This is a genomic window from Flavobacterium nackdongense (genome assembly GCF_004355225.1).
GTDB classification, from domain to species: domain Bacteria; phylum Bacteroidota; class Bacteroidia; order Flavobacteriales; family Flavobacteriaceae; genus Flavobacterium; species Flavobacterium nackdongense.
Window position 1 is genome coordinate 43,068 of record NZ_CP037933.1, and the last position, 15,866, is coordinate 58,933.

Here is a 15,866-nt window from a genome sequence, read left to right on the forward strand (position 1 = left end):
GCAGAAATAGTCTTTTTACAAACTAAAATCCAGCGATTGTTACTGGTAAAGTGCCTCTACATCTTGAGTTGCGTAATAATTGTCTAGCAGCACTTTCTTGAAATTCTCGAAAATCCTGATACACTTGAATGATGCCCAAGGTAGAATCTAAATTTGGAAGGACTTGCAAAGCATAAGGATTTCCAAAATGATACAAGACGCATTTTTTTGTGGAAAATAACTCCCCTAAGAAATCAAGAATCGTTTCATCGATATCAAATTTATTCAAGGGTTTTGCCTTAGGTACAAAAAGGGTCACTAATATCGTATCAAATTTTTTCAATTGCGCTTTTACTTCTTCAATGGCTTCTGGAGTTCCATTTTCTAAAGCAAACTTCTCAGAAGGCAAAACAATATTTAATGATTTAAAAAAGATGTTATCAGCACTTTTATAAAGGCTTAATTTGGCTAATTTTCCATTGTTTTTGGCCTCAAATAGATGTAAACTATTATTATTGTCTTTGATTTTGGTGGTGCTTTTATCGGCGATAAGGCGATTTAAAATCGAACTTGCCTCGAAATCGAATTCTCCTTCAGGAGCAGAATTTCCCTCTAATAGTCCCACTTTTTGTTTGCATTTTTGTATGCGATTAAAACTGGCTTCGATACGTGATGCAGCGGCATTTTTTAAAATTTCCTGAATTCCGTCGGCTACATTTTCGGCAAAGCATAAAACATCATTTCCAGCATTGAAAGCCTCCCATTCCAATTGTCCTTTGGTGTCGTACAATTTGGAAACACTGTGCATATTGAGAGCATCGGAAATGACCAAACCTTCAAAGCCTAATTGTTTTCTCAAAAGGTTTTCGATTATATTTTTAGACAAAGTGGCCGAGGTGTTTTTTCCTTCGTTTAATGCGGGTACGGCCAGATGACCAATCATAATCGAATCGACCTTGTTCTCAATTCCTTTTATGAAGGGAACCAATTCGTTTTCCATTAATTGGTCTAAAGTTTCCTCGAGAATAGGCAGTCCTAAATGCGAATCAACACTAGTATTTCCGTGGCCCGGAAAATGTTTCAAGCAACCCAAAACACCAACTTCATTTAAGCCTCGCAAGTATTCAGTGGAGAAATTGGAGACTTTATCGTTGTTTTGACCAAAAGAACGGTAGCCTATGACGGGATTATTTGGATTGTTATTTACATCCGCTAGCGGAGCTAAATTGTAATGGATTCCGGCGGCACGCATATCTAATCCGGTGCGTTTGCCCACTTCATAAGCTAAATATTCATACCGTTCGGGCAAAGCACCGAGCGAAATCGCATAGGGATATTGTGGTGTGTTTTCGATTCGCATTGCTAAACCCCATTCGGCGTCAATACTCATTAATAAAGGAATAGTAGCGCATTTTTGGAAGCGGATGACCAATGCTTTTAATTTTTCAAAACTATCAGCGATGATCTCCACCTGTTTATTTTTTTCATAGTTGGTCGCTGCACTGGCACGGCTATGAAAAAAGGTGAGCCCGCCGATGTGATGTTCTTTGATTAATTGTTCTATTGCTAAGAAATTTTCTTCGGTATCGTTGATAAAAACGGCTGGAAAGAAGCATTGCCCAATTTTTTGTTCTAGTGTCATTGTTCTAAAAATAATTTAGTTTTCCTTGATTTCTTTTTTTCCAAATTCAGTTGGATAGGTTAGATATTGCGACAAGATTAAACCTGGAATTGTTGAAATTACGATCCAAATAAAGAAGTTTTCATAGCCCAAATATTCTTGAATATAGCCACTGATCATTCCCGGTAGCATCATTCCTAAAGCCATAAAGCCCGTTGCAAGCGAATAATGTGAGGTTTTGAATTCCCCTTCGGCAACATAAATTAAGTACATCATAAAGGCTGCAAAACCGAATCCGTAACCAAATTGTTCTAAAATTACGGTTAAATAAATAAAAAGATGCGATTGGGGTTGGAAATGGGCTAAAAGTACGAATCCGAGGATGGGAATTCTCATAGCTAGAACCATCGGGAGCATCCATTTTTTTAATCCATTTTTTGAAATGGCAATGCCGCCCAAAATACCTCCAATAACTAAAGCGATAATTCCGAAAGTTCCATAAATGAGCCCAATACTTTCGGTACTTAATCCTAAACCGCCTTTTTCTAAAGGGTCCATCAAAAAGGGATTGAGCATTTTTAATAATTGTGCTTCACCCAATCTAAAAATTAAGATAAAAGCAAGGATCAATCCGATTTGTTTTTTTTGGAAAAAAGTGGAAAAAACTTTGCCAAAACTAGGTTTTTCCGTTTTTTCAGCAGCCAGATATTCGTCTGTTGTTTCTGCTTTGGGTGTGGTAAAGAAATTGTAAATGGTTATTAAAGCCATCAGCGTGCCAATGAGTACCATTGTGTGCGACCAAGCTTTTGTTTTATCGCCGTATTTTATTTCGAGATATCCACCAAGTATTACAATCAAGCCATTTCCCGTAAGCATTGCCAATCGGTAGAAAGTACTTCTAATACCAAGAAAGAGTGCTTGTTTTTCTTTGGTCAATGCCAACATATAAAAACCGTCGGTAGCCACATCATTGGAGGCCGAGGCAAAGGCTGCCATCCAAAAAAAAGCCAATGTTAGGAAGAAAAAATTATTGGCAGGAATTGTAAAACCAACAAATATAAAAGCAATAGCTATGACTAATTGCATCGCTAAAAACCAATTTCTTTTGGTTGAATACAAGTCGATAAAGGGGCTCCAAAGCGGTTTTATAACCCAAGGCAAGTATAAAAAACTAGTATATAATCCGATGTCTTCATTATTAACTCCAAGGTTTTTGTACATTATGACAGAAACCGTTACAATGATGGCATAAGGTAATCCTGAGGCAAAATTTAAGGTTGGAATCCAATACCAAGGATTTTTGTTTTGGGGTGTATTCATTTTAGTTTGGTTTTATTTCGGTGTGTAGATGGACAGTTTCAATACTTTCATTGCCGTAAAAATCAATAAAAGTAAAGGCAACTCTTTTAGAATTGGCCAGTTTTTCTTTAGGGATAGCAAACTGAATATCGTCCATTTTTGAATCGATCGCGATTTTATCAACTATCTGACTTGGATCGTTGATGTCGATTTTGCTGTGCTCTGAACTGTAAATAACAATATAACGGATTTGATCGGATTGGGTTTTTTTGAATTTAGCTTGATATTCATTTCCTACTTGGGTAAACGAAATGGGCAATGGTCGTTCGGTGCCGGTCTTTTTTGAGCCGGGAACGGGGATAGGAATTGCTGGGTATTTGTATTGATTTTCAATCAGCAAATCGGCAACTTCTTTATTGGAATTTACAAAAGCTTTTGCACTAAAATAAGCATTTCCTTGTACATTTGGGTAGGATCTCGTCAAATCGATTTGATTGGGAATTTCGGATGGGATGTTCCATTTTTTATCAGAATCAGCATTGATTTTATAACTGCCATTTCCAATATACACATTGGCATTGGTGCAATTTTCTGCCCACCATTTCAATAATTTCGAATAGGATGCTGTTTTATGATCAATGGTCCAATACAATTGGGGTAACATATAATCGATATATTTTCCTTCCATCCAAGCGATGGGGTCGGCAAATAAATCGTCATAATTGGTTTGTCCAGCTTGCGTATCGGAACCTTTTGGATCGACCGATTTATTTCTCCAAACACCAAAAGGGCTAATCCCAAATTGAACCCAAGGCTTGATGCTTTTGATCGAAAAATAGACACTTTTTACAAATGAATTTACATTATCACGTCGCCAATCGTCAAGAGTTTGTTTGTATCCGTATTTTTTGAAAGCAGCTGAATCATTGAATTCTTTGCCACTAACACGATACGGATAAAAGTAATCATCAAAATGAATGGCATCGATATCGTAATTTCGCACCACTTCTTCAACAACGGTGATCAAATGACTCTTTACTTCGGGTAAAGCAGGGTTATAATAGTATTTTTCTTTGCCGGTTTCACCATATTTAATCATCCAATCACGGTGTTTGAAAAAATCGTGATCTGGACTTAAAATATCCGTTTTCGTATCGAAAGTAGCTCTGTAAGGGTTGAGCCAAGCATGAAATTCGAAACCTCGGCGATGCGCTTCTTCAATCATCCAAGCCAGTGGGTCATAATAGGGTTGGGGAGCTTGCCCTTCTTTGCCGGTAAGGAATCTGGACCAAGGGGCTAATTTTGAGGGGTAAAAGGCGTCGCCTACACTTCGTATTTGAACAATTACCGCATTGTAATTTAGTTTTTTATACGTTTCTAAAATTTCAAGATAATCTGCTTTTTGCTTTTCAACAGAATCATTGCCTTTTTTAGGCCAATCAATATTGACGACTGTAGCAATCCATACCGCTCTAAATTCGTTTTTTGGAAAGCTTATTTTAGACTGAGCTTCAGTATGCAAAGCAGAAAATAAAAAACCTAAAAAAAGCAAAGAAATGTACTTTTTTGTATTCATAAAAATATTTTGTTTTTAATAAGATTCAAAAATAGATTTTTTAGTTTAATTTCGAATTATAAAACCAATATAATTTTTGTCGTTTTGTTATAAAAACACGTTTTTTTATTCATTTTTGTTATTTATTTACAAGACGTGTTGCTGAATGACTTTTCACCCAAAGGCAAAAAAACAATACATTATTTATTTTTTTAACTAAAAGCAAAAAAATAAAATAGTTTTATATATTTGATTTTTTAAATGATTTTCTTTTTATCATCTGTTAAAAAAGAAAATTATATTCATTTAATCCTATTAATAATTAATTTTAAATATGGCGTTCTCTAAATTATTCAGAAAAAAAACGGTTCAAGATATATTAAAACAAGTCGAAAAAAATGAGACTGATGGGCACAATGCTCTCGGAAAGCATCTTACCGCTCGTGATTTGACTGCATTTGGTATAGCTGCTATTGTGGGGGCGGGAATATTTAGTACCATTGGAAAAGCCAGTGCCGATGGTGGACCAGCCGTGATTTTTCTATTTCTTTTTACCGCAATTGCTTGTAGTTTTGCTGCATTCGCCTATGCCGAATTCGCTTCGATGGTACCTGTTTCAGGAAGCGCGTACACCTATTCTTATGTTGCCTTTGGTGAAATAATTGCTTGGATCATAGGTTGGGCCTTGATTATGGAGTATGCCATCGGTAATATTACGGTCGCCATTTCCTGGAGTGATTATTTTACCGGTTTGCTCGAAAGTGGTGGCATTCGATTGCCGCAATGGGTTCAGATGGATTATTTAACCGCTTCGAATGGGTTTAAAGATGCTACAGCCTTGATGCAAGGTGGTAAATCATTCGATAATTTAAGTTCAGGATTGCAAGCAGCACATACCGCTTGGACAACTTCACCAGTAATTGGTTCTTTTCATTTTGTTGCTGATTTACCTGCCTTACTCATAATTATTCTGATCACAGCTTTGGTCTATCGTGGTATGAAAGAATCCAGAAACGCCAGCAATTTGATGGTTATCATTAAATTATGTATCGTACTTTTAGTAATTGCAGTAGGTGTGTTTTATGTAGATACTGCTCATTGGGATCCTTTTGCGCCCAACGGTGTTTCGGGTGTTTTGAAAGGTGTTTCGGCAGTTTTCTTTGCTTATATTGGTTTTGACGCCATTTCAACTACCGCCGAAGAATGCAAGGATCCTCAACGTGATTTGCCTCGTGGAATGATGTGGGCCATTATCATTTGTACCATTTTATACATTGCCATTGCCTTGGTATTGACCGGAATGGTCAATTATAATGAACTTAATGTAGGTGATCCACTCGCTTTTGTGTTTGATAAATTAGATTTAAAATGGATGTCAGGCATTATTGCCGTAAGTGCTGTTGTGGCAATGGCAAGTGTTTTGTTGGTTTTTCAAATGGGTCAACCTCGAATTTGGATGAGTATGAGTCGCGATGGATTGTTGCCCAAAAAGTTTTCTACCGTTCATCCTAAGTTCAAAACCCCTTCTTTTGCAACTATTGTAACCGGTTTTGTTGTTGCAGTTCCCGCCTTATTTCTGAATTTGACTATGGTGACCGATTTGTGCAGTATTGGAACGTTATTCGCTTTTGTTTTGGTTTGTGCAGGAGTTTTGGTTTTGCAAAATAAACCCAATATTCCCCGAGGGAAATTCAAAACCCCTTATGTGAATTCAAAATATATTATGCCAATTTTGATTGCTATTGGATGCATTTATTCGTTCGGATACAATCAAAAAGCAACGATGGATTTCTTGACCAATGAAACCCAAATCAAAAGTTCAGCAGATATAATTACGGGTTTAGATAAAGAACATTACACAAAAGTTTCTGATTATTTAATCGGTTTGGATGTCAAAAACAAAACGAATGAAACCCCAGATTTAGAGCTTTTGTTGAGCCAATACCAGCAAGATGATGTTGAGTATGCGGCGGTTATCAAAGGATTGCCTATTGAAGATTCTCATAAATACGAAAGTGGTTTCGACTTATTCAAGCACAAAATTCCGATGTGGATTTTCTTTATCGTCTTGATTGGATTAACCGTTTGGTCCTATAAAGATAACTTATCGCTAATTCCTTTGTTGGGATTGATTTGCTGTTTGTATATGATGGCAGAATTAAGTGTTTGGAACTGGATTTATTTCACTATTTGGTTGCTTATTGGACTCATTATTTACTTTAGTTTTAGCCGTAAAAACAGTAAATTAAATACCTAGTAAACGGTATTTTTTTGCAGTTGCACTTTAAAATAACAGCCGAGGATTTTGCTTTAAATTCTTGGCTGTTTTTATTTAAATCCGCGTTCATAATGCTTTTTTGGCAAAAGTATTTGATTATATTTGACGCAAATAAATTTGAAAGATGAAAGCATTAGAAAAAGGCAGTAAGAAATTGTTGAATGCGTGGGCGTTTTATGATTGGGCAAATTCGGTTTATCCTTTGGTCATTTCATCGGCGGTTTTTCCGATTTTTTTCGAATCTTTATTTTCGGATAGAAGTCATTATATCGAAGTTTTTGGGCTTAATTTGAAAAATTCGGCTTTAATCAGTTTTGTAACTGCAGCCGCTTTTCTAGTCGTTGCTTTTATTTCGCCCTTGCTTTCAGGTATTGCCGATTATGTTGGTAATAAAAAATCTTTTATGAAATTTTTCTGTTATATGGGGGCATTGTCCTGTATGGGTTTGCATTGGTTCAGCCTCGAAAATATTTATATAGGATTGTTTTTTTACTTTTTTGGTTTAGTAGGTTTTTGGGGCAGTTTGGTCTTTTATAATTCATATTTGCCCGATATAGCTTTTCCAGAGCAGCAGGATAAAATAAGTGCCAAAGGCTATTCTTTGGGTTATATTGGAAGCGTCGTTTTATTGATAGTCAACTTGGCAATGATTATGAAGCCATCTCTTTTTGGAATTTTGGGTTCGAGTGGCGAGGCGGCAATGAAAGCGATGCGTTATTCCTTCATTATGGTAGGTGTTTGGTGGATACTTTTCAGTCAATATACGTATTATTATTTGCCAAAAGGGAATAAAAACCAGAACCAAAAAGTGACCAAAGACACTATTTTCAATGGTTTCAAAGAATTGAAAAAAGTATGGGCATTACTAGAAGATAATTTGGCCCTAAAACGGTATTTAGGAAGTTTCTTTGTATACAGTATGGCGGTGCAAACCGTTATGATTGTGGCTACTTATTTTGGTGCACAAGAAATTGCTTGGTCGTCTAAGGAAGAAAGTACGACTGGCTTGATAATATGCATTTTATTGATACAATTGGTAGCGGTTTTAGGCGCTTTTTTAACCTCAAGGGCATCGGCTAAATTTGGAAATATTGCGACATTAATCGTAATAAATATTTTTTGGGTGTTGCTTTGCTCGGTAGCCTATTTCATCGTTTTGCCCTTGCATTTTTATATTATGGCGAGTTTAGTTGGTTTGGTTATGGGCGGTATTCAGTCTTTGTCTCGATCAACCTATTCTAAATTATTACCCGAAACCGAGGACACTGCTTCCTTTTTTAGTTTTTATGATGTTGCCGAGAAAATTGGAATAGTAATCGGGATGTGCGTGTATGGTATCATCGATCAAATTACGGGAAGTCCGAGATTTGCCATCGTTTTTTTAGCTGTATTTTTTATCATTGGTGTTCTTTTATTAAAAAGAATTCCTAAAAATAAAATGGTCAATTAGCTCTACACCCGAATAGAATAGCCTAAATTTTTCTTCGTACTATTTATGGCACAAAGATTGACTTATTGCAGTATATAAAAAACGATTATTTTTGTTACTGATTCATTTACAGCAAAATATAATCTTGTAATACTAACTTTGTTATGAAGAAGTTTCACTTTTTAATGACAAAAAGACTTATTTTATACTATGTCAAATCATAAAATACATACTCTTGACAATCTGTCACTACACGAATTTGATAGTGAAACCGAATTAATTCCATTATTGACGCCCGAAGACGAGGAAGAAATGAACAATGAAGATCTACCAGATACATTGTCTATTTTGCCTTTGCGAAATATGGTTTTGTTTCCCGGCGTGGTCATTCCGATTACAGCAGGACGCGATAAATCTATCAATTTAATCAATGATGCTTATGCTGCGGGGAAAATAATTGGTGTGGTTGCACAAAAGAACGAAGAAGTCGAAGATCCCAGCCAAAATGATATTTATTCCATTGGAACTGTAGCTCGGATTTTGCGTGTACTTAAAATGCCAGACGGCAATGTTACGGTTATTCTACAAGGGAAAAAAAGATTTCAAATAGATTCGATAGTTTCAGAAACTCCTTATATTACTTCCAATATTACGGCTGTTGCTGAGAAAAGACCCACTAAAAAAGACAGTGAATTTTTAGCGATTTTAGACTCAGTGCGCGAATTAGCCATTCAAATTATCAAAGAAAATCCAAATATTCCCAGCGAAGCAACCTTTGCGATCAAAAACATTGAAAGTCAATCGTTTTTAATCAATTTTGTGACTTCGAATATGAGTTTATCAGTCGAGGAAAAGCAAGGTTTGTTGTCGATCAATTCTTTGAAAGAACGTGCGCTTGAGACCCTGAGGTATATGAATACTGAATTGCAGAAACTTGAATTGAAAAATAATATTCAATCCAAAGTTCGATTCGATTTAGACCAACAGCAACGGGAATATTTTCTGCATCAGCAGATGAAAACCATTCAGGAAGAATTGGGTGGTGTTTCGCAAGAAGAGGAAATGGACGAAATGAGTGCCAAAGCCAAAACTAAAAAATGGGATGAGAAAACGCAAAAACATTTCGAAAAGGAATTGTCTAAAATGCGCCGAATGAATCCACAAGCGCCTGATTTTGGTATACAAAGAAATTATTTAGAATTATTTTTAGATTTGCCTTGGGGCGAATATTCGAAAGATATTTTCGATTTGAAACGAGCTCAAAAAATCCTGGATCGAGAGCATTTCGGATTGGAAGAGGTCAAGAAAAGAATGATAGAGCATTTGGCTGTTTTGAAATTGCGAAATGATATGAAGTCCCCAATAATCTGCTTGACAGGTCCTCCGGGTGTGGGTAAAACCTCTATTGGAAAATCAGTTGCTGAGGCTTTGGGTAGAGAATATGTGAGAATTTCATTGGGAGGTTTACGGGATGAAGCAGAAATTCGCGGACATAGGAAAACCTATATCGGTGCTTTGCCCGGAAGAATTATTCAAAGTTTGAAAAAGGCAGGTACCTCCAACCCGGTTTTTGTTTTAGATGAAATCGACAAATTATCCAATAGCCGTCAAGGGGATCCTTCCTCGGCTTTATTGGAGGTTTTAGACCCAGAACAAAACAATTCATTTTATGACAATTTCCTTGAAATGGGTTACGATTTATCGAAAGTGATGTTCATTGCAACTTCGAATAATATGGCCGAAATTCAGCCTGCATTACGCGACAGAATGGAAATCATCAAGATGTCCGGTTATACTATTGAAGAAAAGATAGAAATTGCACGCCAGCATTTGTTTCCAAGACAATTAACAGCACATGGTTTGACAACCAAAGATTTGTCTATTGGAGTGAAACAACTGGAAAAAATTGTCGAAGGGTACACCCGTGAATCCGGCGTTCGTGGTTTGGAAGCAAAAATTGCCCAAGTAATCCGAAATGCGGCCAAATCTATCGCTATGGAAGAGGAGTACAATAAGAAAGTGACCAATGAAGATATCGTTCAAGTTTTGGGAATTCCAAGATTGGAACGTGACAAATACGAGAGCAATGATGTGGCAGGAGTAGTAACGGGACTAGCGTGGACTAGTGTTGGTGGCGACATCCTTTTCATTGAATCCTTGATTTCTCCTGGCAAAGGGACGATGACCATCACCGGAAATTTGGGTAATGTTATGAAAGAATCGGCAACGATAGCGTTGGAGTATATCAAAGCTAATACCGAGTTGCTGGGGCTAAATCAAGAAACATTGTCTAAGTACAACATCCATCTTCACGTTCCGGAAGGTGCCACGCCTAAAGATGGTCCAAGCGCAGGAATTGCTATGTTGACATCCTTAGTTTCGGTTTTAACGCAAAAGAAAGTGAAGAAAGGTTTGGCAATGACTGGTGAAATTACTTTACGTGGAAAAGTGCTGCCGGTTGGTGGAATAAAGGAAAAGATTTTGGCTGCCAAAAGAGCCAACATCAAAGAAATTATTCTATGTCACGAAAACAAAAGCGATATCGATGAAATAAAACCAAAATATGTCGAAGGTTTGACTTTTCATTATGTTAAAGAAATGAGCGATGTTTTGGCCATAGCCATTACAGATCAAAAGGTTAAAAACGCTAAAAAAATATAATTTTATTGCCGTTGTAAACGTTGGATTCCATCTCGATAGTTCGGGATGGAATTTTTATTTCAGGAAGAATTAGATAGAAACTTCGGCTGAAAAAGGGGAATTTATTCTTTTATAATTTTATCTTCGCATTTGCGTTTACATTACAGAATAGTTATTTCGAAATATGCCAAAAAAACTTTTAATTTTCTTTTTATTTTTTGTTTGTACTGTGTCAAATGGTCAAATAGGAGGGAAGTACACTTATCAGTTTTTGAACTTGGTGACCTCTCCTAGGCAGGCTGCTTTAGGCGGAAAAACAGTTACTATCTACGATGAAGATGTAAACCAAGCACATTTCAATCCCGCGACAATCAACGCTGATATGGACAATCATTTGGCTTTGAATTATGGCAGTTATTTTGGTGAAGTAAGTTACGGAACCGCTTCGTATGCCTATACTTACGACCGTCACTTGCAAACTTTTCAAGTGGGAGTGAATTATGTGAATTATGGAAAATTTGATGGATATGACCAAAATGGACAAGCGACATCTGAATTTACCGGGAGTGAAGTAGCACTTTCTGTGGGTTATGCCTATAATGTTCCTAATACCAATCTTTTTTTGGGTGCCAATGCCAAATTAATTTCTTCGTCTTTAGAAAGTTATAGCTCTTTAGGAGGAGCGCTTGATTTAGGCGCAATTTACATTGACGAAGCGAATGATGTCAATTGGGCTTTGGTCATTCGCAATATTGGAACGCAGTTTACGACCTATAATGGTATTAATGAAAAATTACCACTCGAAATCATTGCAGGGGTTTCCCAAGAATTAGAAAATGTCCCCATTCGATGGCATTTGACTTTCGAAAATTTACAGCAATGGAATGTTTCTTTTAGCAATCCTAACCAAGCGCAAACCTCACTCGATGGCACCACGACGGAGAAAAAAACATCCTTTTTAGGAAATGCACTAAGACATACTATAGTAGGAGTAGAGTTATTTCCAAAAAAAGCCGTAAATTTGAGATTGGGTTATAATTTTAGAAGAGCCGAAGAATTGCAGGTAGAGAATATTCGAAATTTCTCTGGAATTTCAGTTGGTTTTGGAATACGATTTAATAAATTAAAATTCAATTATTCTTATTCCAGATATACTTTGGCTGCAAATACAAGTTTATTTGGTATGACTATTAATTTTCAATAATACTGTTTTGAAAAAAAAAATCACCATTGCTATTGATGGCTATTCATCAACAGGAAAAAGCACTTTAGCCAAAGAATTGGCTCATCATTTAGGATATGTTTATGTCGATACAGGTGCGATGTACAGAGCAGTCACATTGTATGCGATGCAAAAGGGGTTTATTGGGATAGGTTTTTTTGATATCAAATCACTTGTTGCGAGTTTACCAACTATTAAATTGGTTTTCAAATTCAACCCAGATTTAGGTTTTGCCGAAATGTATTTGAACGATCTAAATGTCGAAAAGGAAATTCGGACGATTGAAGTTTCAAATTATGTTAGCCAAGTCGCCGAGATTTCGGAAGTGCGTTCGAAATTAGTCGAACAGCAACAAGAAATGGGCAAAAACAAAGGAATAGTGATGGATGGCAGGGATATTGGCACTATCGTTTTTCCGAATGCCGATTTGAAAATATTTATGACTGCCAGTCCTTTGACCCGTGCAGAGAGGAGATTTAAGGAACTTCAAAAAAAAGGTGATCAGGTAACTTTTGATGAAGTTTTGAAAAATGTTGAACAGCGCGATTATATCGATACGCATCGAGAGGATTCACCATTAGTTAAAGCCAAGGATGCGATAGAGTTCGATAATTCTACTATTTCAAAACAAGAACAATTCGAAAAGGTACTTAAACTAATTCATATTTAGTACTAGAAACGTCATTAATTTTTTTTAAACCTCGCTTCTTGCGGGGTTTTTTATTGTAAGCCTTTTAGCGATGATAAAGGATACCTATTTCAAATATTCTAACAATATGTTATTGTAAGAAAATTATATGATATATTATTATTTTGTGTATTTCATCGATTTTATTTGTATTTTAAACGATAATCTAATTACATTTATATCATAATTAATCAAGTTCTTATATCAAACAATAGTAAAGAAGTTTGCCCCACATTCTACTTTAAACCTAATCTACTTAATTATTATGAAAGCAAAATTACATCGTGTATTATTGCTAGTTGCAATAGTATATACCATGAACTCGTGTTCATCTTCGGATAGTGCGGAAGAAAGTTCCTCAGCTGTTTCTGCACAAAAATCAATAAATTTTTCTTATAGTTCGACGGAACTTGAAACAATGGCATTGATTAATGCCTACCGGGTCAGTATTGGTTTAAATGAGTTAAAACAAATTGATCATATCTCATACAAATCGGAGGAGCACGATAATTATATGATTACCAATAACGTGGTTAATCACGATGATTTTGTTTCTCGTTCTGAAAATATTATTAAAGTTCTAGGAGCAAAAAGTGTAGCCGAAAATATTGCTTATAATTACAATTCACCTCAAGGAGCATTTGATGCTTGGTTAAAGAGTCCGGGGCATAAAGCCAATATTGAGGGCAATTTTACCCATTTTGGTCTCGCAATTCGAGTAAATGCAGAGGGTAAAAAATATTATACTAATATTTTTGCTCGCATCTAAATATTTTTATTTTTGATTTTGAGCTGTCTTGAAAGGGCAGCTTTTTTTGTTCATTATTTTTAATTTCGATAAAAAATTTTTGCAACTATTGTAGGTGTCCTTTGATCGTTTGCTGTGATTTTTATTCATTATACAAAGGATTGAGTACATCTGCATTTTCCTTCACAGTAAACCATTACGAGGTCTTAACCCTTTTGACGCGCATTATATTCTAGTACAGTTTAAAAAGATTCCTTTATAAAGTTCCGGCCATCAGAACAAATTTGAATGATAGTATCTTTGTTATGGTACTTAGTTGGCAGCTTACAAGTTTTGGGTATAAATGATTCATTTCACAGACTGAGGTATTACTGGCTATCAATCCAAAAATTAATGAACCCTCGAGCGTATTATACATTCGAGGGTTCTTTTGGTTTTTATTTTAATTTTGGTTTAAAGCGCGGTGATAATAAACTCGCTACGTCTGTTCATTTGGTGTTGTTCCTCTGTACAAGGTGACTGGTTTGTTGGCTCGCAGCCGCAATCGTTTACCAATTGACTCTCGCCATATCCTTTTCCGGTAAGCCTATCGGCTGCAATTCCATTTTTAACCAACCATTTGATGGTAGATTTCGCTCGATTTTCAGATAAGGTTTCATTATATTTAAAAGTAGCACGACAATCGGTATGAGAACGGATGTCTAATTTCATCGTTGGATTTTGGTTCAATACATCGAGTATTTTTTCTAAATCTAAGGCTGCTTCGGTTCTGATATTGTATTTATCCAAATCGAAGTAAATCATTTTGATACCAAAGCATTTTCCTAAATCATCGCCGACAGCCACTTTGCATACTTCTTTTTCTAGGGCGAAATTCAAATTGGTTTTTCCATTTTGTGTTGGAATTGCAATTTTTTGTTCTTTGGTCATATACTCAGGTTTTGCCGCTCTGACATTGTAATTTTTACCACATTCTACCTCGAATTTGTAATTTCCATTTGTATCGGTTACGACCGTGTTTATTAGGTTGAATGCACTATCAAACAAGCTCATTTTTGTATCTGGTAGCAGCTGTGAACTGTTAATGTCGGTTACAGTGCCATATAATTCTTGCAAACATTGAAGCTTTCTAGTTTCGAGAAATTTGTATATATCATCGTATCCTTGACCTCCATCTCTATTGGAAGTAACAAAACCTCTTCTGGATTTGGTGTCTATCAAATAAGCAAAATCATCCTTGGGTGAGTTTACTCCATCCCCTACATTTTGAATTTCCCCGATGCTCGCATCTGCTCCAAGTTTAGATACAAATACATCTAGTCCTCCCAATCCTGGACGCCCGTCCGAGGCAAAATAAAGTTCGTTTTCATCTGTAACCAATGGAAATGTTTCCCTTCCTTCAGTATTAATAGTATTTCCCAGATTTTGGGGTACACCAAAACTACCATCATCATTAATTTTGACTTTAAATATATCCGATTGTCCTAAAGTTCCCGGCATATCCGATGCGAAATACATCGTTTTTTCGTCAGAACTCAATGTCGGATGTGCTGTACTATAAGCATCGCTATTAAAGGGTAATTCGGTTATTTTATCCCATTTATTATTTACAAAACTGGCTTTATAGATTTTAACATAAGTAATATCTTTTCCGTCTTTTCCTTTCTTGCCATCGAGATAGTTGTTTCGGGTAAAATACATTGTTTGTCCATTTTTAGTAAAAACAGGTGTCGATTCATTGAATTTTGAATTGACTTTTTTAGAGAACCTGTTAACTTTTCCCGGAGTCATTTCTTCTGCCAATTCTGTTATGTAGAGATTTGTAAAATGTTGATCGGTCCAAGTGTGTTTTCGTTGACCTATACTGCCAGTATCTCTCGCAGAGGAAAACACGAGTTTGTTGCCGAACAAGGCGCTACCGTAATCGGAATATTTGGAGTTGATTCCAGCATCTTCTATTTGGTATCTTCCTGAATTGGCTTTGATTTGCTCTAAATAGTTTTTGTTGTTCTTGTAGAGTTTTCCTCTTGTATCGTTACTAACTTTTTGGTTGAAAGACTCTAACATTTGGTTTGATTTTTCGGTTTGGCCAATGGATTTCAAGGATTGGGCATAACGATAACAATATTCTGATTCTTGATTGGGATTCATAACAAACAATTCGCCATACCATTTAGCCGCCTTAGCCAACTCTCCATTAAAATAATAGGAATTGCCTAATTTTTGGAACATATCTTCGGATTTATATCCTTTTTCTGCTACTTTTTCATAAGTACTAGCTGCTTTAATATAGGCAAAGTTGTCATATTTTTTATTAGCAGAAGTGGTTTTAGATTTCTGTGCAAAAGCGTTAAATGAAAAAACACTTAATATTGTTATGTATAGAATTATAAAATTTTTCATAATA

10 protein-coding genes are annotated in these 15,866 nt (G+C 36.0%); 6 read left to right on the forward strand and 4 right to left on the reverse strand.

Annotated features, from left to right (window positions below):
- Positions 1–22: 22 nt before the first annotated feature.
- Genes E1750_RS00205 through E1750_RS00215 form a run of 3 tightly spaced genes read right to left on the reverse strand, consistent with a single transcriptional unit; the run spans position 23 to position 4,475 of the window.
- Positions 23–1,621, reverse strand: coding sequence for a glycoside hydrolase family 3 protein (locus E1750_RS00205; RefSeq protein WP_133274821.1), 1,599 nt, complete (start codon positions 1,619–1,621; stop codon positions 23–25).
- A 15-nt stretch (positions 1,622–1,636) separates the two neighbouring features.
- A complete protein-coding gene (locus tag E1750_RS00210; protein WP_133274822.1) occupies positions 1,637–2,920 on the reverse strand; it encodes an MFS transporter in 1,284 nt (427 codons plus the stop codon).
- 1 nt (position 2,921) lies between these two features.
- Positions 2,922–4,475, reverse strand: a complete 1,554-nt coding sequence (locus E1750_RS00215; RefSeq protein WP_133274823.1) for a glycoside hydrolase family 10 protein — start codon at positions 4,473–4,475, stop codon at positions 2,922–2,924.
- A 313-nt stretch (positions 4,476–4,788) separates the two neighbouring features.
- On the opposite strand from E1750_RS00215, the gene E1750_RS00220 reads away from it, so the two are divergent.
- The 6 genes from E1750_RS00220 (at position 4,789) to E1750_RS00245 (ending at position 13,480) form a co-directional block, all read left to right on the forward strand.
- Positions 4,789–6,711 (forward strand): amino acid permease, encoded by a 1,923-nt coding sequence (locus E1750_RS00220; RefSeq protein ID WP_133274824.1) that lies wholly within the window; start codon positions 4,789–4,791, stop codon positions 6,709–6,711.
- A 145-nt stretch (positions 6,712–6,856) separates the two neighbouring features.
- Positions 6,857–8,182: an MFS transporter gene (locus E1750_RS00225; protein WP_133274825.1), complete on the forward strand. Its 1,326-nt coding sequence runs from the start codon at positions 6,857–6,859 to the stop codon at positions 8,180–8,182.
- A 189-nt stretch (positions 8,183–8,371) separates the two neighbouring features.
- Positions 8,372–10,822, forward strand: a complete 2,451-nt coding sequence (lon, locus tag E1750_RS00230; RefSeq protein WP_133274826.1) for an endopeptidase La — start codon at positions 8,372–8,374, stop codon at positions 10,820–10,822.
- 163 nt (positions 10,823–10,985) lie between these two features.
- Entirely contained in the window at positions 10,986–12,005 is a 1,020-nt protein-coding gene (gene porQ / locus E1750_RS00235; protein ID WP_133274827.1) for a type IX secretion system protein PorQ, read from the forward strand.
- 7 nt (positions 12,006–12,012) lie between these two features.
- Complete coding sequence (gene cmk / locus E1750_RS00240) at positions 12,013–12,693, forward strand: (d)CMP kinase (RefSeq protein WP_133274828.1); 681 nt, start codon at positions 12,013–12,015, stop codon at positions 12,691–12,693.
- A gap of 283 nt (positions 12,694–12,976) precedes the next feature.
- On the forward strand, positions 12,977–13,480 hold the full coding sequence (locus tag E1750_RS00245; RefSeq protein ID WP_133274829.1) for a CAP domain-containing protein: 504 nt from the start codon (positions 12,977–12,979) through the stop codon (positions 13,478–13,480).
- Between the two features lie 432 nt (positions 13,481–13,912).
- On the opposite strand, the gene E1750_RS00250 is transcribed toward E1750_RS00245, so the two are convergent.
- On the reverse strand, positions 13,913–15,862 hold the full coding sequence (locus tag E1750_RS00250; RefSeq protein ID WP_133274830.1) for an OmpA family protein: 1,950 nt from the start codon (positions 15,860–15,862) through the stop codon (positions 13,913–13,915).
- Positions 15,863–15,866: the final 4 nt, after the last annotated feature.

What these genes read in the sequence shown, in the direction of transcription:
- E1750_RS00205 (WP_133274821.1), bottom strand. Translation starts at nt 1,621, where the DNA reads ATGACACTAGAACAAAAAATTGGGCAATGCTTCTTTCCAGCCGTTTTT.
- E1750_RS00210 (WP_133274822.1), bottom strand. Translation starts at nt 2,920, where the DNA reads ATGAATACACCCCAAAACAAAAATCCTTGGTATTGGATTCCAACCTTA.
- E1750_RS00215 (WP_133274823.1), bottom strand. Translation starts at nt 4,475, where the DNA reads ATGAATACAAAAAAGTACATTTCTTTGCTTTTTTTAGGTTTTTTATTT.
- E1750_RS00220 (WP_133274824.1), top strand. Translation starts at nt 4,789, where the DNA reads ATGGCGTTCTCTAAATTATTCAGAAAAAAAACGGTTCAAGATATATTA.
- E1750_RS00225 (WP_133274825.1), top strand. Translation starts at nt 6,857, where the DNA reads ATGAAAGCATTAGAAAAAGGCAGTAAGAAATTGTTGAATGCGTGGGCG.
- lon (WP_133274826.1), top strand. Translation starts at nt 8,372, where the DNA reads ATGTCAAATCATAAAATACATACTCTTGACAATCTGTCACTACACGAA.
- porQ (WP_133274827.1), top strand. Translation starts at nt 10,986, where the DNA reads ATGCCAAAAAAACTTTTAATTTTCTTTTTATTTTTTGTTTGTACTGTG.
- E1750_RS00245 (WP_133274829.1), top strand. Translation starts at nt 12,977, where the DNA reads ATGAAAGCAAAATTACATCGTGTATTATTGCTAGTTGCAATAGTATAT.
- E1750_RS00250 (WP_133274830.1), bottom strand. Translation starts at nt 15,862, where the DNA reads ATGAAAAATTTTATAATTCTATACATAACAATATTAAGTGTTTTTTCA.